Below are 24420 nucleotides of genomic sequence, written 5' to 3' on the forward strand. Positions count from 1 at the left end.
GAAGGATGAATCTGGGGTGCACCGCCGACGTGTCATCTCTCAGGACATCGGTGACAGTTCTGTATCAGGACATCGGTGACGGTTTGGGTGGTCTTGGTGGTGACACTTGTGCCCCGAGGCTCGGGCGGTGGCTGTCAATGAACCCATCGATCCTCGTGTCCGTCTGGCGATCTCGCAGTGGCCCGATGACGCACCTCGCGGGGCGGTCTCGACGTTCTGCGCCGAGCATGGCATTTCCCGCAAGTCGTTCTACGAGTTGCGCAAACGCGCGAAGGCCGACGGACCAGCCGCGGTGCTCGAGCCTAGGTCCCGACGGCCGAGGTCGAGCCCGTCGACGTTGACCGGCGAGGTCAAGGAGCAGGCCATTTCGGTGCGTGCTGCGCTGCAGGCCTCCGGTTTGGACCACGGACCGATTAGCGTGCACGACAAGATGCGGGCTCTGGGCCTGGACCCCGTGCCCTCGGTCGCCTCGTTGGCCCGGATCTTCCGCCAAGCCGGTGTGGCCAAGGCCGAGCCGAAGAAGAAGCCGCGCTCGGCGTGGCGCCGGTTCGTCTATCCGGCCCCGAATGCGTGCTGGCAGCTCGACGCCACCGGATACGTCCTGACCCGCGGACGCCAGTGCGTGATCTTCCAACTCATCGACGACCACTCCCGCTACGCGGTGGCCTCCCACGTGGCCTGGAGCGAGACTGCCGACGCGGCGATCACGGTGTTCGACAAAGCTGTCGCCACCCACGGTGTGCCCCAAAAGCTGCTGTCGGACAACGGAATAGCGCTCAACCCCTCGCGGCGCGGATACCTGGGCAAGCTCGTTGAACACATCGGGCGCCTCGGTGTGGAGGCGATCACCGGCAAGCCCTATAAGCCGACCACCCAGGGCAAGAACGAACGCTTCCACCAGACCCTGTTCCGCTACCTGGACAAACAGCCGCTGGCGGTGACGCTGGCCGAATTGCAGGCCCACGTCGATGCCTTCGACGACATCTACAACAACCAGCGCCCTCATCAGGGTCTACCCGGGCGCGTCACGCCCCGTACGGCATGGGAGGCCACCGCCAAGGCCCAACCCCCACGCCCCAAGCCCGACAAGCCGTTGTTCACCGCACCGGCACCGAAGCGAAAACGGCCCGCGCCGCCTCCACAGGACCTCCCCGCCGGGACGCGGGTGATGACGCTGAACACCTCCGGCACATTCATGCTCGCCGGGGTCTACTACAAGGTCGACGGACGGCTCGCCTATGAACACGTCCTGGTCGTCACCGACGGTGACCACATCACCGTGGCCGACCTCGACGGCGAAGTCCTCATCGAGCACACCCGTCCGGCACCCGGCGTGCGATACGTCGGCAATGGAAAACCCCGCGGCCCACGACAAGACCGATGAACATCACCGATCTCCTGACACACCAACCGTCACCGATGTCCTGACACACCAACCGTCACCGATGTCCTGAGGCAGAACTGTCACCAATGTCCTGAGACATCACAGGTGCACCGCCGACGCGGGTGTGCCGGGTGCGTGTGGTGACCTGCTCGACGCGTTGTCCGGGTTGACGGCCTGTGATGTGGAGGCTCTGAGCCCGCGCGAGATGGTGGCGGCGCTGGAGTCACTGCAGCGGGTGCGTAATGCGCTGCCCGCTATCGAGCATCGGCTGCTGGCCGCGCTGCAGCGCCAGAGCACCCCTGCTGAGCTCGGCGACGCGCCGACCTGGGCGGTGTGGTTGCGCGATCTGCTGCTGCTGTCCTCGGCGGAGGCGCGCCGCCGGGTGGATCACGCCAGAGCACTCGGTACACGGACGTCGCTGACGGGCCAACCACTCGGACCCGAACTGCCGGCCACGGCCGCCGCCCAGGCTGACGGGCTGATCACCGAAGCGCATGTCGCGGTGATGGCTGACTTCGCCGCCCGGATCCCCGCCGGTGTCGACCCGCACGAGATCGCCGAGGCCGAAGCCAACCTCGCCGAGCTGGCCGCGGCGTTCACGCCCGAAGAACTACGCACCCTGGTCACCAAACAGCTCTACTGCTGGAACCAAGATGGTCAGTTCAGCGACGCCGACCGTGCCAAGAAGCGCGGCATTGTCATCGGCAGGCAAGGCGCGGACGGCATGAGCCGGCTCGCGGGCTGGCTGACCCCGGCAATGCGGGCCACCTGGGAAGCGGCCCTGAAGAAAGAAGCCGCCCCGGGGCACAACCTTCCCGAGAACCCCACCACCGTGGGCTCGGAGACCACCGAAGACCAGATCACCGCCGACAAGCGCACGCCCGCGCAGCGCCACCATGACGGGCTGCAGGCCTTACTCACCGCGTTCCTGGCCTCTGACGTCCTCGGCACCCACCGCGGGCTACCGGTCAAACTCATCATCCGCGCCGACTTGGCTGACCTCGAAGCCCGCGCCGGCCACGCGTTGACCTCCAGCGGGTCGATGCTGCCCATCTCCGATGTCGTCGCCCTGCTCGACGCCAAGCAGGCCCACCCCTATCTGGCCATCTTCCACGGTGCAAAGTCGTTGCAGCTCAACGAAGGCCGGTCCAAGCGCATCGCGACTGCCGCCCAGCGTCTGATGCTGTTCGCCCGCGACGGCGGGAGCACGCGGCCGGGATCGATCACCCCGTTCGACCATTGCGAGGTCAACCACAACATCAAGTGGGCCGCACCGCACAACGGGCCCACGGACATCGACAAGCTGTCACTGATGTCCGGGCCTGACAACCGCATCCTGGAAAAGGGCGGATACACGGTCACCCTCAGCAACAGAGGAATCGAATGGCGGCCGAGCCGACGAAACACCCGCCGCCGACCACCCCGCAACTACTACTTCAACCCCCACCACATCCTCAAGCGAACCGACGCCGCAGACGACACCGACCCGCCGTGATCGCCGGAGCCTTCAACAGAAAAACCCCGGCCGAAGCCGGGGTTCATCCGGGACTATCTCGCTAACGGTGTTTCCGGCGGTTTTCATCAGTAGGTTTCGGCTGCCGGGAATCGGTCGCTGAAGGTAATTGCGAACGCATTCAGGGCAGGTTTCCACCGCATCGTCCATCGTGCCCTGCCGGCACCGGTCGGGTCCAGCGATCGGGTGACCAGATACAGGCATTTGAGTGCGGCCTGCTCGGACGGGAAGTGCCCGCGGGCCTTGATCGCGCGGCGTAGCGGGCGTTGAGCGACTCGATCGCGTTCGTCGAGCAGATCACCCGCCGGATCTCTACGTCGTAGTCCAGAAAGGGGATGAACTCGTCCCAGGCGTTGTCCCACAACCGGATCACCGCCGGGTAGCGCTGTCCCCATTTCTCGGTCAGCTCGTCGAACGCCGCGCGGGCCGCGGCCGCGTTGACTGCGGTGTAGATCGGTTTCACATCACGCTTGATCTCATCCCAGTATTTACGGGAGGCGAGCCGAAATGTGTTGCGCAGCAGGTGGATGATGCAGGTCTGCACGATCGCCTGCGGCCACACGTTGCCCACCACCTCCGGCAGCCCCTTCAGCCCGTCGCAGACGACGAAGAAGGTGTCCTTGATGCCCCGGTTGCGTAGATCGGTCAGTACGCTCATCCAGAACTTCGCGCCTTCTCCGCCGGTCCCGGCCCACAATCCGAGGATGTCGCGTTCCCCGGCCAAGGTGACCCCGATAGCTGCGTAGAACGGCCGGTTGGCGACCTGGCCGTCGCGGACCTTGACCACGATCGCGTCGATGAAGATCGCGGCGTAGGTTTCATCCAGTGGCCGCACCGCCCAGTCGTTCATCTCCTCCAGTACTTTGTCCGTGATCCGGCTGATCGTCTCCTTGGAGACCGACGCCCCGTAAATCTCTGCGAAGTGTGCTGAAATCTCGCCTGTGGTAAGCCCTTTGGCATACAAGGACAAGACCACCTCGTCGACACCGGATAGTCGGCGTTGGCGCTTCTTGACGATCTGGGGCTCGAACGTGGATGCCCGATCGCGGGGCACGTCGAGTTCGACCGGGCCGGTGGTGTCGGTCAGCACCGTCTTGGTGCGGGTGCCGTTGCGGACATTGCCCGACCCCGCCTCGGGCGGGTCGTGCTTCTCATAACCGAGGTGCTCGGTCATCTCCTCATTGAGAGCGGTCTCCAGGACCGTCTTGGTCAACTGCTTGAGCAACCCGTCGGGCCCGGTCAGCGACAGGCCCTGTTCCTGGGCCAGCCGAACCAACTCGACCGCAGCCTTCTGCTCCGCGGACTGCTCAGCCGCCTTCTCCTTCGCCACATCTTCCAGTGTCGTCATCACGGCACCTTTCTCGCCGAGCAACGCTCAGCGTGTCAGTGCCGGAAACACCGTTATTTCCACAGTCCCCGAGGATCCAGAAGGCACTGTCGTCGTCCTGCAAGACCCGGTGCGCAAGGAATTGTGTATCGCTGGTTACCTGTCGTCGAGTGACACAGAGAAGTGAATCGCGATGGTGCGTGCGGGGGTAATGCGGAGGTGTTGCTGTTTCGGATAGGGAGAAGGTGGGGGGTGCGGTTTCTGTCTCACGTCGTCACCGTCGTGTAGAGCCAGGTCGAGGTGGGACGGTCAAACGTCATGTGCAGCACGGTGCCGGTGGGGTGTTGGGATGCGGTTTGAACCATGGTGTCGATGAGGTCGGCGGCTAGGAGCTCCAGTTCGGCCGGGTCCTCGACGACGGCGGCCCATTGACTGAAGTCGAGGTGGAACCTGCAGGCCGAGACTAGGGCCTCTGATGTCGTGTCGACGTCTCGTACTTCAGCCTTGGTGGAGTAGCCGTGCGACACGATGCCCTGGTGTACACGGGTGCAGATGCAGTCGTGGTCGGGGCACACGAATGGTGCCACGACGATTTCTTCGCGTATGGCTGACCATGCGTCGTGGTGTTGGCGTGGCGGCGTGGGCCGCTTGGCGACAAGGACTTTCATCGTGGATGTCATTCGAAGAGGTCGCGGGATGGGGGGCGCACACCGTCGTTGGTGAAGGCCGGAAGTAGCTTGGTGAAAGCCGGGAGCACAGGGGCGGGATCGCCGCGCCAGGGCAGCGCCAACAGTTGGCGGACACTACGCCGGCCACCAAAGGATCGGAGGGCTTCGAAATCGGAGAGTTGAAGGGCGAGTTGACCGCGTCCACTGTCCGGTGGGCCGAGCTGGACGGTTCCGATCGTGGGAGTGGTCAGTTCAAGGGTCGGCAATCGTCCTTGGCGGATGAATTGATCTCCCATGGTGGTGACGAAACCGAGGGCGACCTGGAAGGTGAGATCGCCTGTACGCGAACCTGATTCACTGAGTACGGCTCGGATGTCGTGCTCATGGGTGAGAGCGTCGAAGACCAGTTGGCCCGCCGAAAGCTCTGGCGCCATGGCCAAGGTCGAGGCCACTGAATCAATCGTGTGTCCCCACTGGTCGAGCAGGTCGTCGAGGCTGTGCCCGGCTAGGCGTTCGACCTGCGCTTGGGTCCAAGAGTCGGCGGCTTTGTCTTCCACGTTGAGCGACACAACATCCTGCGCAACGCCAACAAGGTGCGCGACCGTCTCGCGGATGCTCCAGCCCGGACACGCCGGTACCGGTAGCGATTCCACGTCGCCACGCCCGCGGAGCAGAGCGTCAAGACGCTCGTAAACGATGCGGTACGCGGTTGTGGCATCGGGGGTGGGTAACAGCCGGGATTTATGGCTGTGTTGCGCGCACGTGCCGTCGCCCCGCTGTTCCTCGCGGAAGTTCATGGGAGGACCCTACACAGAAAGTAAGGAAATTAAGAGATAATTAAGTAAATCCTAAGGGGTGCTGCGTTGGCGCGCTCGTCGGTCGGCAACGCCTTCGGGACGCTCGCGGCTATCTCGAATTACATAAACGAGGTGGGTCAGATCTTGTCTCACCAGTCCGCACCCGTGGGGCCGGAGCTGGTCGAGGGGTCGGACAACGTGATCGAAGCGAAGACTTTCCCAAGGATCAGCCTGGCCAGTCCGGCCCTGGCGCTGTCTAGGGGTCTGGCGTGAATCCAGTTGACGGATAGTGCTTGTCCGCTGACGCTTAGCGCGAATCCGCGCTCACGCGTCTCGCCAAGACCACGTGCACGAATGATAACCCGAAGAGGATTACTGACCCCAGACCTGTCGTCAGAATCTTCATGGATGCTGACATTCCGGCACTGTCAGGAGTAAAGGGCGCATAGGGAGTGAGCACCCACACGGCAAGACCAGCGAATACGAGTGCCGCTATCCAGTAGTACAGTCTTGCGGCCCTCCGACTGAGTCTGCGGTCATAGAAAAGACTGAACAACACTGTCGCCCAGCGCTTCTGACCTTGCTCTCCCATACCACTCGCCTCCCGGAGTTCTGTCGCCTTCTTGCTGGTGGCAACACCAGCAACAATAGTTGTGTCGCCCCTCCTTTTAGAGAACATGCTTGTTCAGCACCACGTAGCTCCTATCTAGAGATTGTGGGCCGCTCAGATGCTGTCCCACTACGGCGGGGATACTCGTCCGATGCTGGGTCACCTCGGTGTCAACATGCCCGATCTCGCCGCGGCGAAGCGCTACTACACGGCGCTGATGCCCCTTGTCGGCTTCGAACTATTCCTTGATACCGACGATGAGTTCGCTTTCCGACCAGCCAACAGCAAACCCGGCACATACCTATTCTTCTACCCATCCGCTGTAGCTGGCGCCTACTCATCAGACCGAACAGGGCTGCAGCACTTAGCTTTCATGGTCCGCAATCGATCGCTCGTCGATGCCGTACACGAGTTCGCGAGCGGCAGCGGGAACACCATCGTCTACCCTCCCCAGCACTTCCCGCAGTACCCCGGGCACTACTACGCCACCTTCTGGCTGGACCCGTTTGGACTGAAGTTAGAAGCGGTCTGCCACCACGATCGCGACTAGATCCGATCCAACGAGCCCCGACATGTCTCAGATCTAGAGATAGTGGACGTCTCATGTCCTGTCTCGCATAGTGCCGGTGCGCCGATCGACGCTGACGTGGTGGGCTTAGATCCCGGCGGCTGCCAGCCATTCGCTGTAGAAGAGCGCGATTCCGAGTCCGCAGGAGATGGCAGCGATTAGCCAGAACCGGATGGTTAGCGCGGTTTCCGGCCAGTCCATGAGTTCGAAGTGGTGGTGCAGCGGTGAGTTCCGGAACACGCGTCGGCCAGTACTACGGAATGAGATGACCTGAATTACCACGGAGCTGACTTCGGCGACGAACAGCGCGCCCAGGATGATGGCCAGAATTTCGGTGCGGCTGGTCACCGACAGTCCGGCGATGATGCCGCCCAGGGTCAGAGAACCGGTGTCACCCATGATGATCTTGGCGGGTGCTGCGTTCCACCATAAAAAGCCGATGCAGGCTCCGGCGGTCGCGGCGGCGACGAGTGCCAGGTCGAGTGGGTCTCGGACGTGGTAGCACCCGGGTGTGGCGGCCTCAGCGCATTGGTTTCGGAACTGCCAGAATGTGATGATGACGTAGGCGGCGGTGACCATGGCCATGGCACCCGCGGCCAGCCCGTCGAGTCCGTCAGTGAGGTTCACCGCGTTCGACCAGGCAGAAACCACCATGATGCAGAACAGCACGAACACCACCGGCGGCAGTGCGAATGCTGCGATGTCGCGGACGTAGGACAGCGCGGGGCTGCCAGGGGTTAACCCGTCCGCGTTGCGGAACTGCAGTGCGAGAACGCCGAAGAGGATGGCCGCGGCGAGCTGGCCGGCGCTCTTGGCTCGCTTGGTCAAGCCGAGGTTCCGGCCTCGCCGCACTTTGAGGTAATCGTCGGTGAAACCGACAACACCTAGTGCGGTTGCTAGTCCGAGAACGAGTAGCCCTGATGCCGTCGGCCCCTCACCGCCGAGCGCGAGTTCGTCGAAAAGGGTGCTGGTCAGGTAGCTGACCCAGATCGCGGTGACGATCGCCAGCCCGCCCATCGTGGGCGTTCCCTGCTTGCGTTGGTGGCTCTTCGGGGCCTCGGCGCGAATGGGTTGTCCCAACCCAAGCCGGGAGAATGTCCGGATCAACACCGGAGTCAGTAGAGCGGCGACCACCAGGGCTATACCGGCGGCGACAAGTATCGATTTCATCGGGCTATGAGGGTCTTTCGCCCGCAGATCTGTCGATCACAGCGCGACATCGAAACCCAAGCCCCCACCGCGCCAGTATCGCGCAGCATCTTCCGAGGCCCCACCCACAGCGCCCCGGCGCGGCGGTGCCTGTGCCCGAGTTGTTTAGTACCTAACAAAATCGTCCGGCCGTCTCGCATGTGGAGATTTGGGACGGCTCGCATCCTGTCTCATTCAATGGCGCTGTCCGCGGGGCGTGCGTTGGCCAGTCGGCGACGGCTGTGTTCATCTAGCGGGGTGTAGACGATGAGCTGGAGTTCGGGTCTGTCGGTGGGACGCAGCTGGTGGTGTTCGAGCCGTACCCGTCCAGCGGTGGGGTGGTGAAATATCCGTTCTCTGGACTGGAACCCGGCGACGGGGTGCCCGTCCCAGGCCCGTCGGAACTCGGGGCTGATGGTGCGCAATCGGTCGACGAGGGAGGTAATGCGTGAATCACCAATTCGTGCGGCGGTTTCGGCGCGAAACTCGGCCAGAAAGCGGCTGCTGGTCAGATCCCAATCGTCGAGCAGCTCGCGGACGCTGGGGTCGGTAAACACCAGCCACAGCAGGTTGCGGTTCTCGGTGTCGGTGTGTGCGATGGTGGGGTACAGCGCGGCGTAGGCGATGTTCCATGCCGCGATCGACCAGTCCGCAGCGAGCGCGTAGGCCGGGTGGCTGATGTCGTCGAGAAGGCGTTGCAGATGCTCCGGTACGGACTCGGCACGGTGTTCTGGACCGGGCCGCTGGGGGCTGTAGCCGCCCAGTTCGAGCAGGTAGCGGTGCTCAGGAACGCTGAGCTGCAGCGCGGAGGCGACGGCGTCGAGCACGTGGCGTGAGGGGGTGATTGGCCGGCCCTGCTCCAGCCAGGTGTACCAGGTGACGCTCACCCCGCACAGGTAGGACACCTCTTCGCGGCGCAGCCCGGTGGTGCGTCCCCGTGGGAGCACCGGCAGTCCATGTGCCTCACGCGGCATCTGCTCGCGGCGGGCTCGCAGGAACGCCCCCATCTCGGCGCGACGCTCGGCCCCATCAGCCATAGCAAGACACTAGTACTGCCACTACTAGTAGTCCGCGCGTCTTCCCGGCACTGCAGCGTTCGACCAGGCTGGTGGGATGCCTGAACTTCGCTCCCGCACCGTCACTCATGGCCGCAACGCTGCAGGTGCTCGTGCCCTGCTTCGCGCAACAGGGGTCGCCCGCGACGACTTCGGCAAACCGATCGTTGCGGTCGCCAACAGCTTCACCGAGTTCGTGCCCGGACACACCCACCTGCAGCCGGTCGGACGAATCGTGTCCGGGGCGATCCATGCCGCCGGCGGGATCGCGCGAGAGTTCAACACCATTGCCGTGGACGACGGGATCGCGATGGGACACGCGGGCATGCTGTACTCGCTGCCCTCGCGTGAGCTGATAGCCGACTCGGTGGAGTACATGGTCCAAGCCCACTGCGCCGACGCGCTGGTGTGCATCTCCAACTGCGACAAGATCACGCCGGGGATGCTGATGGCCGCCTTGCGCCTCGATATCCCGACGGTGTTCGTCTCGGGCGGGCCGATGGAGGGCGGGTCGGCGACCCTGAGCGATGGAACTCGGCGCGATGGGTTGCATCTGATCGATTCGATGGCTGGTGCCGCCGATGCCGGGGTCAGTGACGAGGACTTAACGCGCCTGGAGGAAGCGGCCTGCCCGACGTGCGGGTCGTGTTCGGGGATGTTTACGGCCAACTCGATGAATTGTCTGGTCGAGGCCCTTGGTTTGGCTCTGCCCGGTAACGGGTCGACATTGGCCACCCACGTCGCGCGACGCGGTCTGTATGAGCGCAGTGGAGCGCTGGTGGTGGAGCTGGCGCGGCGGTGGTACGACACCGACGACGATCGGGTGCTGCCGCGGCGGGTGGCCAGTCGGGCGGCGTTCGGCAACGCGATGGCCATGGACGTCGCGATGGGTGGGTCGACCAACACCGTCCTGCACCTACTGGCCGCTGCCCATGAGGCCGGCCTGGACTTCACCCTGGACGACGTCGATGAGATCTCTCGGCGGGTCGGGTGCCTGTGCAAGGTCGCCCCCAACGGCCCCCACTTGATGCAGGACGTGCACCGCGCCGGTGGCATCCCGGCACTGCTGGGTGAGCTGCGTCGAGGTGGGCTGCTCGACGAGCGGGTGTGGGCGGTGCACGCGACTTCGCTATCGGAATGGTTGAACGACTGGGACATCCGCGGCGGCACCGCCACCGCGCATGCCGTGGAGTTGTTCGGTGCCGCACCCGGCCGACAGCGGTCGTCCGAGGCGTTCTCTCAAGCAGCACAGTGGGATTCACTGGATACCGATGCTCACGACGGGTGCATTCGAGACGTCGCTCATGCCTACACTGCAGACGGTGGACTCGCCGTGCTAAGGGGCAGTCTGGCCGAGGGCGGGTGTGTGGTGAAGACCGCCGGTGTTGCACCGACGATGCTGCGTTTCATCGGCCCAGCGGTCGTCGTCGATTCCCAAGAGGAAGCCGTCGAGGTCATCCTGGCCGGTGGGGTACGTCCAGGGGACGTGCTCGTGGTGCGTTATGAGGGGCCCCGCGGCGGACCCGGCATGCAAGAAATGCTCTACCCCACTGCGTTTCTCAAGGGCCGCGGGTTGGATCGAGAGTGTGCGCTGGTCACCGACGGCCGCTTCTCCGGGGGCAGCTCCGGCTTGTCGATCGGACACGTCTCTCCCGAGGCCGCCGCCGGCGGCAGCATTGCATTGATCCACGGCGGCGACCTCGTCGACATCGACGTCCTCAACCGGACCATCGATCTGCGGGTCGACCCAGCGGAGCTGGCAGCGCGCCGTCGAGCCCTCGCGGCCGGTGAAGGTCACAAACCCCGACACCGTGTCCGCACCGTCTCGACCGCCCTGCACGCCTACGCCGCCTTGGTCACCTCTGCTGACCGCGGCGCCATCCGCGACCCATCGCTCATCCACGTCGGCTCCGCGGCGGCTACACCGTCTCAAATCTAAAGATTCGAGGCAGCTCAATTCCTGTCTCGTTCGTAGGGAGTTGGGTGCCGTTACGTGCTTTTCCGCCTGCGCGTGTTGTTTTGTTGACCCCGATCGCGGTGCCGGGTTCGACATGCTGGCCGAGAACACCGGCACCGGTACCCGCACGGTGGCCCGCATCAACAGCGCCGGTGGGGTGCGGATGGTCACCACGTTCGTACGCACTCCGGCCGACACGGTGATGCTGGCCCACACCAACGGCTACCTGACCATCAACCGCGCCACGCCGACCGCCGAGACCGTCGGCATGTTTAGTCCGGCCGAAACCCGCGACGCCACAGGAAGACTCGTCCCGTCGTCGTACGTGGTCAAAAAGGTTGCCCCGCAACTGTACGTATTGGCCGAAGTTATCGACCCACGCCCCGACACCAGGCGCTGAGCTGGCCGCCAAACAACGTCGAGATCTCCCCGCGAGCCTTCGGGAGGGGCGAGTTCAGACCATTTGGGGCCGAACTACTGGACGCCAGATAGATTCTTCGGGCAGTAGGCCATTGCCGCGGCGACCAAAAAAGGGGTCGCCTGATCAATGTTGAAACCAGCCTTGAGCATCCACTGCAAGGTGCCAACCTTGCCGACGGTATCGAACTTGTTGCACGCCATGTGTGCCGAGTCGAACAGGCTGCCACGCTCGACGGTGGAAAAGAATGACCATTGTGACGACGACTGCAGCTGGGCTAGGAACACCCGGTCTTGGTCGGTTATGTCGCCGGGTCGTGTTGTGGACGTCGGCGCGGCGGTAGCCGACTCGGTGGCAGACGGACTGGTGGAGGTAACCGTGACCGTCGACACCGTCGCAGGATGTTGCTCGTTTGCCGGCCCGCAACCGACCAAGCTCACTGCCGTGACTCCGATACCGCACCATAACGCGCCTATACGCATTCCCATACCCCGTCCCAGACATGCCGCTGACAATTACCTGTGAGAGGCTACGACACCACATTCGACTGCAGCAATCGCTCCGGTCCGATCAGCTGCCGCGACTGTGCCCAACGCGACCTGCTCACCAGACAGCCACAACTGCGGCCCTCCAACCCGGCGCAGCAGCGAGCGATCCAGGCAGACCGGGCGGCTACCGTGACTAACCGTCACGCCTGACCGCCGTTCAGAAAGCAGGGACGATATCCACTCGCGAGAACCGCACTCACGACGACCAAGGATCATCAGGGCACAAGAACCGCGATCAGGACAAAAAGAAGAAGAAAAGCAGCCAGCACCACCCCAAACCTCACTGAACTGGAAAGGACGACGCTGATGGCAGGGATGATCGGGAATGAACTCCTCGCCCCAAGCCACCATGATCCCCGACTATCGCCAGATTTCTTTCGTTGCATTGGGCTGGAACGAGGTTCCAGAACTCGACGACTACCCCGTGGAGTTCATCGCGGATGAATCGAGCGTCAACGTCTTTACCTTCGCTGACGACCAGGACGAGCACGCTAATCGCACCGTCGACATCTACGTCTACCGAGGCGCCGACATCACCGGGCTGGGGCGACTCATCTTTGACGCCCCGCTGAATTTTCCGCAGCCCGAACTGACCTTCGGCAGCATCCTGGAAGTCGCGGACTACCACCATCACGTGCCACTCAGCCGAACAGGCGCCATACCTATCCGGGTCCTCACCCGAGAAAGCCAGCCGGGCAAAGGAACCGACATCATCAACGTCCTCATCGACGACAGCTAGCCAAGCCGCCGGCTGAAATGGCGACGAAGCTTGGAAGTCTTTCTGCACTTCTAGAAACGAGGCTGATCACTCGCTGTCTCAACCGAAACAGCCCAGCCGTGCCAGGTGCAGCGATTCGGTCGTGTCGTGGTGATGTCTGTCAGCGCGGGTCGAATACCGCGGCAAGGTCGTGTTTGTCACCGGTGAGGTGTCCGGCGGTGATCGCTTGTTGGGTGGTGAGCATTCCGGCGGCGAGGCCCAGTATGACCGTGGGTTCAGCGCGTAGCACGGTCTTGGATTGTTGGTCGGCACAGGGGCTGATGTGGGTGCCGGTTTCGTCGATGTGGACGCTCAGGGTTGTGCCGTCGACCTCGATACCTACTGCGGCCGGGGTTTCGGATTGAATTGGGCCGCGGAGTGACTCGAGGGCTACGACAAGCCAGTGGGGTTGGAAGCTGTCGTTTTGGGGGCCGGTGGCCATGAGGGGCTTGCTCCAGTTCACCAGTGCTGCCACGGTGCTGCGGAGTTCGTGTCCCCAGATTGTGAGTGCGTAAGCGACGCCGTTGCTGGTGTGGTCGAGCTGGCGTTGGACAACTCCAGCGTCTTCGAGTTCACGCAGGCGGTCGGTGAGCAGATTGGTGGAGATGCCGGGAAGCCCGGCGTGGAGTTGGTTGTAGCGTGCTGGGCCGGTGAGGAGTTCACGCACGATGAGCAGGCTCCACCGGTTTCCCACGACATCGAGTGCGCGCGCGAGGCCGCAGTACTGACCGTATGACCTCATCCAGTGACCAACCCTTCCTGCCCGTTCTTCGGCTTCGCTAGTGGACGTTTATCTCGTCGAAGTCGAGTGCCAATAGGGTCGGCAACGACATGACGCTGTGTCGCGGCCCGCGTGCGAGCACGCGCCGCTGGGTCGGAAACACCAGTCCATCGATGGTGCGGTACTGGCTGCACAACAGCGTGGCGTTGGCCCAGGTACCGACTGGTTCGGCGCGAAAGTCGTGGCGGCCGATGAGGCCGTCGTCATCGACGTAGAAGGTCTGCTGGCGGCAGTGGGTGTGGATGGTGCCAGGAAACGTTGCCTGCAGCTCTCGCCACCGGCGGCCGGCTATCTGACACGGGCGTCCCTCGGTGACGATGATGCCCGGGTAGGTCAGCAGCAGCGGTGAGGTGAGATAGTTCCAGAACGCATACCCGGCAAAGTAAGTGGTGTCCGAACGATCCCATCGAACGTTGCGGCGCAGCCCGCTGAGGCCAAAGAAGGCAGTGCGGGGATTGGTTCGGAAATCGATCACCTCTCCGTCTGCTGTTTCGATGCGCGCCTGGCCGCGGTCGAACACGCCAAGGCGGCCGGGCTGCGGGAAGTCGTGGAGAACGGTGCGCTGCTCGGCAGGGGAGACCTCGACGGTGAAGTTCGACAACTTGTTGCCGGGGAAACGTTGGGGCAGCAGCCCACCCACGCGGCCACGCGCGGTGATCGTGGTGAGGGCCCGCCAGCGGTCCACGCCGCCGTAGGCGTCGAGAACCTTGTTGAGTAGCTCGCTCATGACCGCCCTCACATGCTAGCTTCATTTTTGATTGTGGACTTGTAGATTACACGTGATCATGTCGGCGTGGGCGGAGCGCAGCGGATGGAGCCGGGATCGGCGGCAGCAACATGGTCCTAGGAGGAGTGGTGGGATGCAGATGAACTGGCTTGGTGTCGTGGTCGCACTCGTTGCGGGGACGGCAGTCGCCGGGCTGTGGTACGGGAAGCTGTTTGCCGCCGCATGGTGGTCTCTGACCGGCATCACCCCGGAGCAGTCCAAGGCGTCCAGCACACGAAACATGGTCCAGTTGGTCCTGGCCAACGCGCTGACGGCGGTAGGGCTTGCACTGGCATTCGAGGTGGCGTCTATTGCCACCGGTGTTCACTCTGCGTGGCTCGCGATCCTCGTCGGCGTCGTAGCCTGGTTGGCTTTCTCGGTGACAACCCTGCTCCAGCACAACGCATTTGAACTCAAGCCGCCCAGGCTGACCGTCATCAACTGCGCCTACCAACTCGCACTGTTCTTGACCATGACGCTGGCGATCGCACTTTTCTGATGACTCCCAATCGTGGGCGCACCGGAGACGCATCCCGTTCAGGGGAACCATCTCGACAGTAGGGTGGCCACACCGTCGTCAGCGGCTGAGGGGCAGATCTCGTCGGCGATCGCCTGGACCGAAGCGGGCGAGTTGCCCATAGCTACACCGTGGGCCGCCCAGATGAGCATCTCGATGTCGTTGACGCCGTCGCCGACTGCCAACGTCTGCGACGCGCCGACGCCCAATTTCACGCGGAGCCGTTCCAGCATCGCAGCCTTCGTAACCCCCACGGCAGTGACATCGGCCAACGGCTCATCGGTGTAGCAACAACACTGGACGTTTGGAATCACATTGTTGGATAGAGCTTCAGCCAGCTCGGAGCCGCTGTGTCCGGGCCAGTGCACGGCCAGCCGGGTTGTCCAGGCGGCCGCCAACTGGTCGATCTCAACCAGTGTGACAGCGCCATAATGGGTATCGGCGTCGTCGACCAGACCAGTGGTCCACACCCCGACGCCGGGGTTCTCGGCTACGAACACTGCGCCAGGAAGCCGATCGTGTAGATGCGCGATCGGCGCGGCTAGTGGGAACACCACCTGTTCGATGAGGAGTCCGGTCGCGGTGTCGATAAGCACAGCGCCGTTGGAACAGACCGCGAAGCCCACGGAGATCTCCAGTTCCTGCAGGAAAGGCAGGGTCGCGGTGGACAAACGGCCGGTGGACAGCACCACGTGAGCGCCACTCTCGACGATGGTGCGCACGGCAGCGCGGACGGCCACGCTGATGCGCCGGTGTGCTCGACGTTGGGCATCCGATCCCGCGTGCAAGGTGCCGTCGATGTCCAGAACTACCATCGTCGGGCGCCCTGAGGCGAAAAGCGCCGGCTCATCTTCTGATGCCACAACACAATGATCCTAGGTAGGCCGCCGATCGTACGCAGCTGAGACGGCATGCGAGCGGTCCCCGGTCTCACGAACCAACAAACGCGGTGTGAGTCAGCTACGTAGTGAGGTCAGTGCGTCGGCCGCGCTGATCACGGAACGTATCCGCTGGGCGGAGTCGCCGCCGTAGAGTGCTGAGCGCTCAATCCAGTGATCGGGCACGTCTTTTGTCGGGGCCGCTGGGGTGAAGATGGGAAGTGAGGCTCGCTGGAGTCTCAAGATTGCTCGGTCGTCTGCGTCTTGCGGTCCGATGCGGGCGAGTGCAGAGCTCTTGGCGTTGAGCATCGACGGCAGCCGTCGCGCGGTTCCATCCGGACGACACCACCGTCGTGTTGCCTCATTCGGCACTACCCGATGACGTACGGGCCAGCTGAGGCCAAACAGTGTCGTAGCGATTGTCTTGTCGGAGTGCAGAAGTCGCTGCTGGTAGGCCGGATGTGCGCCGGACTCGTGGGTGAGCAGGAAGCGGGTCCCGGCAACGACTCCCGCTGCTCCAGCGTCCATAGCGGCCCGGGTATCTGAGCCATCCGCTATCCCTCCAGCCAGGAGCACCGGCCGGTCACCCGCTACGGCGAGCGCGGTCGGCAGGAGCGAGCGGGCCGGTGTGTGGCCTGTGAGATGTCCACCGGCTTCGTTGCCTTGGGCGATCACGCCGTCTGCACTCCACACATCCAACGCGGTGCGTGCCTGGGACTCGGTTCCGACCAACACGATTACAGCGATGCCGGCGGCTTGTAAGTGAGCGACAAGGCTGGCGTCCCCACCAAAGGCGATGACGGCCACGTCGATGCGGTGCTTGATGCACACGTCGACGTGAGTCGGTTTGGCAAAAGGCATCAGCAGGTTGACGGCGACGGCCCGGTCTGGAGCTTCTTGGCGAACCACGTCAATTGCAGCGGTCAACTTCGCGGGCGCGCACATACCGATGGTGCCCAATCCGCCGGCGCGGGCGACGGCAGCGGCAAGAGCCGGCGTTGCCATGTTGCTCATTCCCGCTTGTGCGACGGGCACGTCGACCTTCCAGCGATCCAGCAGATCCACTCGATCACCATAGGATGGCTGCCCTTGCACGGTGGGAACCTTCAGCGTTCGGCGCCGGGTGGCTGCTGTGAGTTGTCGCTCGACACGGTGTTGCCTCTAGTCGCGGTCGTGGTGGCAGACGGCTTCGAGCTTGAGGCCGAAGGGGTCTAACCAGAAGGTGGCGTAATAGTGGCCGGGGTACTGGGGGAAGTGCTGAGGGGCGTAGAGGACGGTGTTGCTGTGGCTGACGGCGACGTCATGTACGGCCTCGACATGGGAGCGTCCTGGAACGACGAAGGCGAGATGTTGTAGCCCGGTTCGGTCTGGTGAGTAGTCGCCGTCCGTGGCGGAGGGATAGAAGAACAGATAGGTTCCGGGTTTGCCGTTGGCGGGTCTGAAGGCGAACTGGTCGTCGGCGGTGAGGAATGGTTCGAAACCAACAAGCGGCAGCAGCGCCGCGTAGTACTGCTGAGCGGCGGTGAGGTTGGGCACGTTGATACCGAGATGACCGAGCACCCGCCGAGTATCCCCGCCCGCACTCATCAGGAAGTGATTTCTAGCGCGCGTCGCGGCGGCGCCGTGCGGCGTCCGGTGTGGATCGACCCGCTTCCGGCCGCACGTCATCGATCTCGCGGCCTGGTGGGTGTCGCGATGAGGTCATCGCCGGTGGCGGACCGACCCTTGGTTATCGTGGCTGCGGTGAGTCTGGGACCAAACCCGCAACCCGATGATCTCGATACGGTTCGTGAATCGTATGACCGTGCGGCTGACAACTACGTCGAGATGGTGAAGAGCACCGGTGTTGGGGACATCCACGCCCAGCCGTGGCTGAAAGCGGCTGTGGATGTTTTCGCCGACACCGTCGCGCCGGTCGGTCGTGTGCTGGACGCTGGTTGCGGGCCAGGAACGGTCACGGCCTATCTCGCCGAGCGGGGCGTGGAGGTCACCGGTGTCGACCTGTCGCCCCGCATGATCGATCACGCTCGACGGCTTTATCCGCACTGCACCTTCACCGTCGGCTCGGTGACCGACCTCGACCTTGCTTCGGGTTCGCTGGGCGGCATCCTGGGCTGGTGGTCCCTGTTCAACCTGCCACGCCACATCCTGCCCACCGTCTTGGCCAGCTTCGCTGAAGCGTTACGCCCGAGCGGGCAGCTGATCATCGCGACCCACGTCGGTGATGAAGACGTCGTGCGCACGCAGGCCTACAACGGAGTACCGGTCCAGTGGACGACGTACCAATGGCGACCAGAACAACTCATCTTCCTGCTGCAACAGGTGGGTTTGCGTCTCGTCGCTGACCTGCGCCTCCCCGCTGATCAGGTCAGCGGGGAGGCGGTAGTCGTTGTGGGACAACGAGACAACTGACTGTTCCGTCGGTCGATGGACGCGCGACTGGCTCCGTCACCGCACGAGACGGGACTCCGCGCCCAGTCAACCCAATGAGTTGACGCGTGCTGCGAGGGTTTCGGTCCATTCCCGTAGGTACGGTGCGTCGCTTGTGGCAGTGGGTGTGTGGTGGAAGAGGTGGGTGGCGGTGCGTTCGCCGAGGAGGCTGTTGATTCCGAGTCTGGCCAGCATGCGGGCCTGTTTCGGTGCGGCGGCCGGTGCCCACGTTCGGATCCATCCGGTCAGTTCGTCGCGTAGTCCGTCGATCAGGGCTGCGTAGGCGTTGTCGAGGCGCTCGCAGAGCCCGGTGGGGGTGCGCGCGGCGATCCGCAGCAGTTCGCTTTCTTGGTCGATGACGGTCAGCAGGTAGCGGCCGAGCACGGTCAGTTCGCTGTGCAGATCCCCGAGGCCACCGAAGAGTGCGCGGATGTCCTGCATCGCTGCGCGGCGGTCCAACTGTCGGTCGATGCCCGCCGCCAGCAGTGCATCCTTGGATTTGAAGTGCCGATACAGGGCGCCCGAGCCGGCGGACAGACCCGCGGCGGCTTCGATCTGCGAGACGCTGGTGGCTTCGAAACCCCGCTCGCTGAACAGCTTCATCGCTTCGGTGACCAGCCGTTCACGGGTGGGGGTAGCCGCCATGATTGACCTCCTGTAAGTGATCACTTACTGTCCGTATGAATACACTTTACTACGCGCGAGTGAGTTTCCGGGGAGTGATTCGATGCCACAGGACGACAGGCCGGTGCCGCGGGGCCGGGTGCGGCGGACCATGCCGTTGGCCGGGTTTACTGCTCGCGCTGCTGGCGGGCGCCTGGTCGCTGGCCTCCGCGAGCGCGCGGGTAACGATGGTGCGATCGAGCGGTTTCATGAACGGACCGCCGAGCGTTACGCCGATCTGCTGGGACATTCCAAGGGCGCCTTGATGAAGGCGGGTCAGATCCTGTCGATGGTGGACGCCAGCGCACTGGGTAACGGGGGCTTCGCGCCCTATCAGAAGGCCCTCGCGCGGTTGCAGACCGATGCGCCGCCCATGCCGGCGGCCATGATGCGCGTTGTTCTTCGCGAGGAACTCGGTTCTGCGATGGAGCTTTTCGCCGATATCGAGGAGATCCCGATCGCGGCGGCCTCCGTGGGTCAGGTACATCGGGCGGTCCTGCGGGATGGGCGCAGGGTGGCGGTGAAGATCCAGTATCCCGGGGTCGCGCAGGCCATCCGCGATGACCTGGCCAACACCGAGCTGCTCGCGACGTTCCTGCGGTTCATGACCGCGGCCTCGGGCATGGTCCTCGACGTCCGGGAGATGGCCGCCGAAGTCGCCGCGCGGATCAGCGAGGAAGTCGACTACCGCCACGAAGCCGCGATGATCACCGCGTTCAGCGACCTCTACCGCGGCCACCCCTTCATCCGCATCCCCGAGGTCATCACCACGGCATCGAGCGAGCGGGTACTGACCATGACCTACCTCGACGGACTGTCCTGGACTGAGGCCCAACAGGCAGACCAGGATCTGAAGAATGGGTGGGCGGAGGCGATCTTCCGATTCCTCAATGGCAATTCCCGCCACAGCAACCTCGCCCAGGCCGATCCGCACCCCGGCAACTTCCGATTCAACCCCGACGGCACCGTCGGGTTCCTGGACTTCGGCTGTGTGCAAACGTTCACCGAGCGGCGGCGCTGGCTGTTCTGGGCCGTCGTGCGAGCCGGCATCGAGGAACGCTACGACGACTGCCTCGACCTGATGACCCAGCTCGGCATGTTCTCCGCCAATTCGTCGATAAGCCGCGACGATGTGCGACGCATCGTGGCCGACATGACCCGCGAGATCACCCAGCCCCAACCCGTCACCTACACCACGGAATTCATGGCGCAGAGTCTTCGCGGATTCTTCGGACACGATGACTTCCTGCCCGCCGCGCATGTACAGGTGACGCCAGAATCGGTGTTCCTGCCTCGGATGGGGATCGCCTTCACCCACATCGCGGCGGGTCTGCACGCGACGCTACCCGTGCGGGCGATTACCGACGACCTCGACGGAATTGCTGGTCCCACAACCGAACTCGGCAGACAACACCACGCCTGGCTACGCGGGCGTGGACTGCCCTGCGGGCTGGATCACCATGACCAACACTGACAGGCCATCCCCGCGGCTGCCCTGGGATGCCGCCGACCCGTATCCGTTCTACAGCCGCCAGCGGGAGGCCGGTGACGTGGTCTGGGACGACACCGCCCAGGCGTGGCTGATCCTCGGCTACCACGCCGCCCGCGAGGCCCTCACCGGCGCGCAGTGGACCAGCGACCCACGAGCCAACCCGAACGCAAGCGCGGGGCCGCTGCTCAACTCGACCATGATCGACGCCAACATGCTGTTCACCGACGGGCCCGACCACGACCGACTCCGCACAGCGGTACGCGAGGTGTTCAGTCGCTCGGCCGTCACCGGACTGCACGCCGGCATCGAATCACTCTGCCACGACACCGTTTCGGCGATCCCCGCCCACCAGACCTTCGATGCGATGACCCACATCGCCAGGCCGCTGCCGGCAGCCGTCATCGGGGCCTGGCTGGGCCTGGACAGCGACCAGGGCGCCGCCCTGCAGGAACACTCATCGACCATCATCAGTGTGCTCGGCGGCTTCGCCACCCACGAGCAACTCGAACACGGTGTCGCCGCGTCGGTCGCACTGCTCGCCGCCATGCTGCCCGCTGCAGCCGACCGCCGAACCCACCCCCGCGACGACCTCCTCAGCTTCCTCGCCGCCGACCCCAACCTCACCCTTGACGAAGTCGTCATCACCGCGATCCTGATCGCCGTCGCCGGTCACGAAACCACCGCACACCTCATCGGAACCAGCCTTCTGCGACTACTCACCCCAGACAACAACGGTCACCACCTCGCCGAGCCCATCGACCCCACCGATCCGGCCGTGATCACCGAACTCCTACGCCTCGACAGCCCCGTACAAGCCATCGGCCGCACCGCCACCACCGACCACACACTCGCCGGCATCGACATCCGCTGCGGCCAAGCAGTACTCGTCTGCGTCGCGGCCGCCAACCGCGACCCCACCATCTACCCCGGCCCCGACGTATTCCAGCCCGGCAGGCCAGGACCGGCGCCGCTGACCTTCGGCTACGGCGTCCACTACTGCCTCGGCGCGACCTTGGCCAGAATGGAAACCACCGCAGCACTGCACAGCATCCTGCAACGACACCCCACACTCGAAGGCCCACCAACCTGGCGCGACACACCCGCCATCCGAGGACCCGTGACACTCCCCATCCGCTTCAACGCCTCAAGTCCTGCGTCCTAGCTCAAAGGCGCCTCGTGTGGTGCGAGACAAAGAAATGAGACACCGCGAGCTTAGGAACAGCCCCGGCCGTCGATCCAGATGCGATGAGGTCCTTGAGGATTTGCACTGGCGGATAGGGTCGAGAGTCGTGGCAGGGGAGTTGTCGCTGTATCCGCTGAATGAACCCTACGAGTCGGGATTGCTCGATGTGGGCCAGGGCCACCGCATCTATTGGGAGAGCTCGGGTAATCCACAAGGTGTCGCGGCGCTGGCGGTGCACGGTGGTCCAGGGTCGGGGTGCGTGCCCGGAATGCGACAACTTTTCGACCCTGCCAAATATCGAGTCGTGCTGTTCGACCAGCGGGGCTGCGGGCGAAGCACGCCCCACGCCAGCGACAGTGCAGTCGATCTTGCAACGAACACCACCGATCACTTGATCGCCGACATCGAACGACTCCGAATCCACCTCGGCGTGCGGCGCTGGGTGCTGGCCGGATGGTCATGGGGCACGACGCTGGCGCTGGCCTACGCCGAGGAACACCCTGAGCACGTCGCGGCGCTGATGCTCACGGCGGTCACGACCACCACAGCACGCGAGGTCCGCTGGATCACCCGCGATGTTGGCCGGCTCTTTCCCGCTCAATGGGCCCGATTCCGCGACGGGGTACCCGAAGCTGACCGCGACGGCGACCTCGTGGAGGCGTACTGCAGGCTGCTCGACGACCATGACCCCGCCGTGCGGTACAAGGCAGCCCTGGATTGGTGTGAATGGGAAGACGCCCACGTCAACCTCGAACCACAGCCGCGGCCCCGACTGGTCAACGCTGACCCCGATTTCCGAATGTGTTTCGCTCGCTTAGTCACTCACTACTGGCGTCACGCCGCGTGGCGCGGCGAGCGCGAGCTACTCGACAACGTCACCCGCATCGCTCATCTTCCGGCGGCGCTGATTCACGGCCGCCTCGACCTCAGTGGTCCACCAGACATCGCCTGGCACCTCGCCCAAGCCTGGCCCGCAGCGCGACTGCATATCGTGGCCGGCATGGGCCACGAATCCGGCGGCGCGATGGCCGCCCATGGCATCGACGCTCTCAACGAGTTCGCCGAGATAGCTCCACGATGAAACATCCAGCAGGCCCACACAAGGTTGCCTCAGGCAGGGCAGCAATCAACATCTGCGCAACCGTTCGGTTCTGGGATCCGCCACCGAAAACGAAATCGGCGTCCGCCAGGTTGAATGGAATTCCGGAAGGCACTGTCGTCGTTCTGCAAGACCCGAGAGGCAAGGATCTCTGCATCGCTGGTTACCTGTCGTCGAGTGACACCGAGAAGTGAATCGCGATGGCGCGTGCGGGGAATTCGGAGGAGTTGCTATCTCGGATCGAGAGCAGGTGGAGGCGCGGTTTCTGTCTCACGTCGTCACCGTCGTATAGAGCCAGGTCGAGGTTGGACGGTCAAACGTCATGTGCAGCACGGTGCCGGTGGGGTGTTGGGATGCGGTTTGAACCATGGTGTCGATGAGGTCGGCGGCTAAGAGCTCCAGTTCGGCCGGGTCCTCGACGACGGCGGCCCATTGACTGAAGTCGAGGTGGAACCTGCAGGCCGCGACTAGGGCCTCTGATGTCGTGTCGACGTCTCGTACTTCAGCCTTGGTGGAGTAGCCGTGCGACACGATGCCCTGGTGTACACGGGTGCAGATGAAGTCGTGGTCGGGGCACACGAATGGTGCCACGACGATTTCTTCCCGCATGGCTGACCATGCGTCGTGGTGTTGGAGTGGCGGCGTGGGTCGCTTGGCGACAAGGACTTTCATCGTGGATGTCATTCGAAGAGGTCGTGGGATGGGGGGCGCACACCATCGTTGGTGAAGGCCGGAAGTAGCTTGGTGAAGGCCGGGAGCACAGGGGCGGGATCGCCGCGCCAGGGCAGCGCCAACAGTTGGCGGACACTACGCCGGCCACCAAAGGATCGGAGGGCTTCGAAATCGGAGAGTTGGAGGGCGAGTTGACCGCGTCCACTGTCCGGTGGGCCGAGCTGGACGGTTCCTATCGTGGGAGTGGTCAGTTCAAGGGTCGGCAATCGTCCTTGGCGGATGAATTGATCTCCCATTGTGGTGACGAAACCGAGGGCGACCTGGAAGGTGAGATCGCCTGTACGCGAACCGGATTCACTGAGTGCGGCTCGGATGTCGTGCTCATGGGTGAGAGCGTCGAAGACCAGTTGGCGCGCCGAGAGTTCTGGAGCCATGGCCAAGGTCGAGGCCACTGAATCAATCGTGTGTCCCCACTGGTCGAGCAGGTCGTCGAGGCTGTGCCCGGCTAGGCGTTCGACCTGCGCTTGGGTCCAAGAGTCGGCGGCTTTGTCTTCCACGTTGAGCGACACAACATCCTGCGCAACGCCAACAAGGTGCGCGACCGTCTCGCGGATGCTCCAGCCCGGACACGCCGGTACCGGTAGCGATTCCACGTCGCCACGCCCGCGGAGCAGAGCGTCAAGACGCTCGTAAACGATGTGGTACGCGGTTGTGGCATCGGGGGTGGGTGGCAGCCGGGGTTTATGGCTGTGTTGCGCGCACGTGCCGTCGCCCCGCTGTTCCTCGCGGAAGGTCATGGGGCGACCCTACACAGAAAATAAGGAACTTAAGAGATAATTAAGCAACTCCTAAGAGGGTCGGGGGCGTCGGCGGGTTGGTCGGTGGGCAACACCTTCGGGACGCTCGCGGCTGTCTCGAATTACACAAACGAGGTGGGTCAGATCTTGTCTCACCAGTCCGCACCCGTGGGGCCGCAGGTGGTCGAGGGGTCGGACAACGTGATCGAAGCGAAGATTATCCCAAGGATCAGCCTGGCCAGTCCGGCCCTGGCGCTGCCTAGCGGTCTGGCGTGAATCCAGTTGACGGATAGTGCTTGTCCGCTGAGGCTTAGCGCGAATCCGCGTTCACGCGTCTCGCCAAGACCACGTG

At 63.9% G+C, this 24420-nt stretch carries 25 protein-coding genes and 1 pseudogene; 12 read left to right on the forward strand and 14 right to left on the reverse strand.

The window, feature by feature from the left end:
• Positions 1–127: 127 nt before the first annotated feature.
• Both G6N35_RS18715 and G6N35_RS18720 read left to right on the forward strand, forming a co-directional pair.
• The gene (locus G6N35_RS18715) at positions 128–1384 is read left to right on the forward strand and encodes an integrase core domain-containing protein (protein ID WP_163805599.1); all 1257 of its coding nucleotides are present in this window, start codon (positions 128–130) and stop codon (positions 1382–1384) included.
• A 124-nt stretch (positions 1385–1508) separates the two neighbouring features.
• Entirely contained in the window at positions 1509–2879 is a 1371-nt protein-coding gene (locus G6N35_RS18720; protein WP_163805600.1) for a 13E12 repeat family protein, read from the forward strand.
• A gap of 86 nt (positions 2880–2965) precedes the next feature.
• Here G6N35_RS18720 and G6N35_RS18725 read toward each other — a convergent pair.
• From G6N35_RS18725 to G6N35_RS18735, 3 genes and pseudogenes are all read right to left on the reverse strand, one after another.
• Positions 2966–4248: pseudogene (locus tag G6N35_RS18725) on the reverse strand (IS256 family transposase).
• Positions 4249–4490: 242 nt separating this feature from the next.
• The gene (locus tag G6N35_RS18730) at positions 4491–4904 is read right to left on the reverse strand and encodes a DUF7715 family protein (RefSeq protein ID WP_456093992.1); all 414 of its coding nucleotides are present in this window, start codon (positions 4902–4904) and stop codon (positions 4491–4493) included.
• Positions 4901–5689: a maleylpyruvate isomerase family mycothiol-dependent enzyme gene (locus tag G6N35_RS18735; protein WP_163805602.1), complete on the reverse strand. Its 789-nt coding sequence runs from the start codon at positions 5687–5689 to the stop codon at positions 4901–4903. Before G6N35_RS18735 ends, G6N35_RS18730 begins: the two co-directional genes overlap by 4 nt.
• A 761-nt stretch (positions 5690–6450) precedes the next feature.
• Here G6N35_RS18735 and G6N35_RS18740 point away from each other — a divergent pair.
• Entirely contained in the window at positions 6451–6849 is a 399-nt protein-coding gene (locus G6N35_RS18740; RefSeq protein ID WP_163805603.1) for a VOC family protein, read from the forward strand.
• A gap of 105 nt (positions 6850–6954) precedes the next feature.
• Here the strand turns inward: G6N35_RS18740 and mraY are convergent, their stop codons facing one another.
• Both mraY and G6N35_RS18750 read right to left on the reverse strand, forming a co-directional pair.
• The gene (mraY, locus tag G6N35_RS18745) at positions 6955–8037 is read right to left on the reverse strand and encodes a phospho-N-acetylmuramoyl-pentapeptide-transferase (RefSeq protein WP_163805604.1); all 1083 of its coding nucleotides are present in this window, start codon (positions 8035–8037) and stop codon (positions 6955–6957) included.
• 209 nt (positions 8038–8246) lie between these two features.
• Positions 8247–9092: a helix-turn-helix transcriptional regulator gene (locus tag G6N35_RS18750; protein ID WP_163805605.1), complete on the reverse strand. Its 846-nt coding sequence runs from the start codon at positions 9090–9092 to the stop codon at positions 8247–8249.
• 76 nt (positions 9093–9168) lie between these two features.
• Between G6N35_RS18750 and ilvD the strand changes: the two genes are divergently transcribed.
• Both ilvD and G6N35_RS18760 read left to right on the forward strand, forming a co-directional pair.
• Entirely contained in the window at positions 9169–11049 is a 1881-nt protein-coding gene (ilvD, locus tag G6N35_RS18755; RefSeq protein WP_163805606.1) for a dihydroxy-acid dehydratase, read from the forward strand.
• Positions 11050–11161: 112 nt separating this feature from the next.
• Positions 11162–11467: a hypothetical protein gene (locus G6N35_RS18760; protein WP_246224368.1), complete on the forward strand. Its 306-nt coding sequence runs from the start codon at positions 11162–11164 to the stop codon at positions 11465–11467.
• 74 nt (positions 11468–11541) lie between these two features.
• Here G6N35_RS18760 and G6N35_RS18765 read toward each other — a convergent pair whose 3' ends face one another.
• A complete protein-coding gene (locus G6N35_RS18765; protein WP_163805607.1) occupies positions 11542–11877 on the reverse strand; it encodes a DUF732 domain-containing protein in 336 nt (111 codons plus the stop codon).
• A 481-nt stretch (positions 11878–12358) separates the two neighbouring features.
• On the opposite strand from G6N35_RS18765, the gene G6N35_RS18770 reads away from it, so the two are divergent.
• Entirely contained in the window at positions 12359–12772 is a 414-nt protein-coding gene (locus tag G6N35_RS18770) for a hypothetical protein (RefSeq protein WP_163805608.1), read from the forward strand.
• A 139-nt stretch (positions 12773–12911) separates the two neighbouring features.
• Here G6N35_RS18770 and G6N35_RS18775 read toward each other — a convergent pair whose 3' ends face one another.
• Entirely contained in the window at positions 12912–13532 is a 621-nt protein-coding gene (locus G6N35_RS18775) for a winged helix-turn-helix transcriptional regulator (RefSeq protein WP_163805609.1), read from the reverse strand.
• A 37-nt stretch (positions 13533–13569) separates the two neighbouring features.
• A complete protein-coding gene (locus tag G6N35_RS18780) occupies positions 13570–14298 on the reverse strand; it encodes a hypothetical protein (RefSeq protein WP_163805610.1) in 729 nt (242 codons plus the stop codon).
• Positions 14299–14431: 133 nt separating this feature from the next.
• Between G6N35_RS18780 and G6N35_RS18785 the strand changes: the two genes are divergently transcribed.
• Entirely contained in the window at positions 14432–14836 is a 405-nt protein-coding gene (locus G6N35_RS18785) for a DUF1761 domain-containing protein (RefSeq protein ID WP_163805611.1), read from the forward strand.
• A gap of 38 nt (positions 14837–14874) precedes the next feature.
• On the opposite strand, the gene G6N35_RS18790 is transcribed toward G6N35_RS18785, so the two are convergent.
• The 3 genes from G6N35_RS18790 to G6N35_RS18800 all read right to left on the reverse strand — a co-directional run bounded on the left by G6N35_RS18790 (position 14875) and on the right by G6N35_RS18800 (position 17292).
• Positions 14875–15669: an HAD family hydrolase gene (locus tag G6N35_RS18790; protein ID WP_163805612.1), complete on the reverse strand. Its 795-nt coding sequence runs from the start codon at positions 15667–15669 to the stop codon at positions 14875–14877.
• Between the two features lie 141 nt (positions 15670–15810).
• The gene (locus tag G6N35_RS18795; RefSeq protein ID WP_163805613.1) at positions 15811–16797 is read right to left on the reverse strand and encodes a nitronate monooxygenase; all 987 of its coding nucleotides are present in this window, start codon (positions 16795–16797) and stop codon (positions 15811–15813) included.
• Between the two features lie 96 nt (positions 16798–16893).
• The gene (locus G6N35_RS18800) at positions 16894–17292 is read right to left on the reverse strand and encodes a VOC family protein (RefSeq protein WP_163805614.1); all 399 of its coding nucleotides are present in this window, start codon (positions 17290–17292) and stop codon (positions 16894–16896) included.
• 174 nt (positions 17293–17466) lie between these two features.
• Between G6N35_RS18800 and G6N35_RS18805 the strand changes: the two genes are divergently transcribed.
• Positions 17467–18144 (forward strand): class I SAM-dependent methyltransferase, encoded by a 678-nt coding sequence (locus G6N35_RS18805; RefSeq protein ID WP_246224369.1) that lies wholly within the window; start codon positions 17467–17469, stop codon positions 18142–18144.
• 66 nt (positions 18145–18210) lie between these two features.
• Here the strand turns inward: G6N35_RS18805 and G6N35_RS18810 are convergent, their stop codons facing one another.
• Entirely contained in the window at positions 18211–18807 is a 597-nt protein-coding gene (locus tag G6N35_RS18810) for a TetR/AcrR family transcriptional regulator (RefSeq protein WP_163805615.1), read from the reverse strand.
• A gap of 82 nt (positions 18808–18889) precedes the next feature.
• Between G6N35_RS18810 and G6N35_RS18815 the strand changes: the two genes are divergently transcribed.
• From G6N35_RS18815 to pip, 3 genes are all read left to right on the forward strand, one after another.
• The gene (locus G6N35_RS18815; protein ID WP_246224370.1) at positions 18890–20299 is read left to right on the forward strand and encodes an ABC1 kinase family protein; all 1410 of its coding nucleotides are present in this window, start codon (positions 18890–18892) and stop codon (positions 20297–20299) included.
• Positions 20286–21479 (forward strand): cytochrome P450, encoded by a 1194-nt coding sequence (locus tag G6N35_RS18820; RefSeq protein WP_163805616.1) that lies wholly within the window; start codon positions 20286–20288, stop codon positions 21477–21479. Before G6N35_RS18815 ends, G6N35_RS18820 begins: the two co-directional genes overlap by 14 nt.
• 127 nt (positions 21480–21606) lie before the next feature.
• The gene (gene pip, locus G6N35_RS18825) at positions 21607–22581 is read left to right on the forward strand and encodes a prolyl aminopeptidase (protein WP_246224372.1); all 975 of its coding nucleotides are present in this window, start codon (positions 21607–21609) and stop codon (positions 22579–22581) included.
• Positions 22582–22869: 288 nt separating this feature from the next.
• Here pip and G6N35_RS18830 read toward each other — a convergent pair whose 3' ends face one another.
• Together G6N35_RS18830 and G6N35_RS18835 are read right to left on the reverse strand one after the other, a co-directional pair.
• On the reverse strand, positions 22870–23283 hold the full coding sequence (locus tag G6N35_RS18830) for a DUF7715 family protein (RefSeq protein WP_456093993.1): 414 nt from the start codon (positions 23281–23283) through the stop codon (positions 22870–22872).
• The gene (locus G6N35_RS18835; RefSeq protein ID WP_163805618.1) at positions 23280–24068 is read right to left on the reverse strand and encodes a maleylpyruvate isomerase family mycothiol-dependent enzyme; all 789 of its coding nucleotides are present in this window, start codon (positions 24066–24068) and stop codon (positions 23280–23282) included. Before G6N35_RS18835 ends, G6N35_RS18830 begins: the two co-directional genes overlap by 4 nt.
• 84 nt (positions 24069–24152) lie before the next feature.
• On the opposite strand from G6N35_RS18835, the gene G6N35_RS18840 reads away from it, so the two are divergent.
• Entirely contained in the window at positions 24153–24344 is a 192-nt protein-coding gene (locus G6N35_RS18840; protein WP_163805619.1) for a hypothetical protein, read from the forward strand.
• The last annotated feature ends 76 nt before the right edge of the window (positions 24345–24420 follow it).

The organism is Mycolicibacterium anyangense (assembly GCF_010731855.1).
Classification (GTDB): domain Bacteria; phylum Actinomycetota; class Actinomycetes; order Mycobacteriales; family Mycobacteriaceae; genus Mycobacterium; species Mycobacterium anyangense.

Coding starts and splice junctions, on each gene's coding strand:
- G6N35_RS18775 (WP_163805609.1), bottom strand. CDS start 13,532: ATGAGGTCATACGGTCAGTACTGCGGCCTCGCGCGCGCACTCGATGTC.
- G6N35_RS18730 (WP_456093992.1), bottom strand. CDS start 4,904: ATGACATCCACGATGAAAGTCCTTGTCGCCAAGCGGCCCACGCCGCCA.
- G6N35_RS18740 (WP_163805603.1), top strand. CDS start 6,451: ATGCTGGGTCACCTCGGTGTCAACATGCCCGATCTCGCCGCGGCGAAG.
- mraY (WP_163805604.1), bottom strand. CDS start 8,037: ATGAAATCGATACTTGTCGCCGCCGGTATAGCCCTGGTGGTCGCCGCT.
- G6N35_RS18810 (WP_163805615.1), bottom strand. CDS start 18,807: ATGGCGGCTACCCCCACCCGTGAACGGCTGGTCACCGAAGCGATGAAG.
- G6N35_RS18750 (WP_163805605.1), bottom strand. CDS start 9,092: ATGGCTGATGGGGCCGAGCGTCGCGCCGAGATGGGGGCGTTCCTGCGA.
- ilvD (WP_163805606.1), top strand. CDS start 9,169: ATGCCTGAACTTCGCTCCCGCACCGTCACTCATGGCCGCAACGCTGCA.
- G6N35_RS18735 (WP_163805602.1), bottom strand. CDS start 5,689: ATGAACTTCCGCGAGGAACAGCGGGGCGACGGCACGTGCGCGCAACAC.
- G6N35_RS18760 (WP_246224368.1), top strand. CDS start 11,162: ATGCTGGCCGAGAACACCGGCACCGGTACCCGCACGGTGGCCCGCATC.
- G6N35_RS18820 (WP_163805616.1), top strand. CDS start 20,286: ATGACCAACACTGACAGGCCATCCCCGCGGCTGCCCTGGGATGCCGCC.
- G6N35_RS18780 (WP_163805610.1), bottom strand. CDS start 14,298: ATGAGCGAGCTACTCAACAAGGTTCTCGACGCCTACGGCGGCGTGGAC.
- G6N35_RS18790 (WP_163805612.1), bottom strand. CDS start 15,669: ATGGTAGTTCTGGACATCGACGGCACCTTGCACGCGGGATCGGATGCC.
- G6N35_RS18785 (WP_163805611.1), top strand. CDS start 14,432: ATGCAGATGAACTGGCTTGGTGTCGTGGTCGCACTCGTTGCGGGGACG.
- G6N35_RS18835 (WP_163805618.1), bottom strand. CDS start 24,068: ATGACCTTCCGCGAGGAACAGCGGGGCGACGGCACGTGCGCGCAACAC.
- G6N35_RS18815 (WP_246224370.1), top strand. CDS start 18,890: ATGCCACAGGACGACAGGCCGGTGCCGCGGGGCCGGGTGCGGCGGACC.
- G6N35_RS18830 (WP_456093993.1), bottom strand. CDS start 23,283: ATGACATCCACGATGAAAGTCCTTGTCGCCAAGCGACCCACGCCGCCA.
- G6N35_RS18770 (WP_163805608.1), top strand. CDS start 12,359: ATGAACTCCTCGCCCCAAGCCACCATGATCCCCGACTATCGCCAGATT.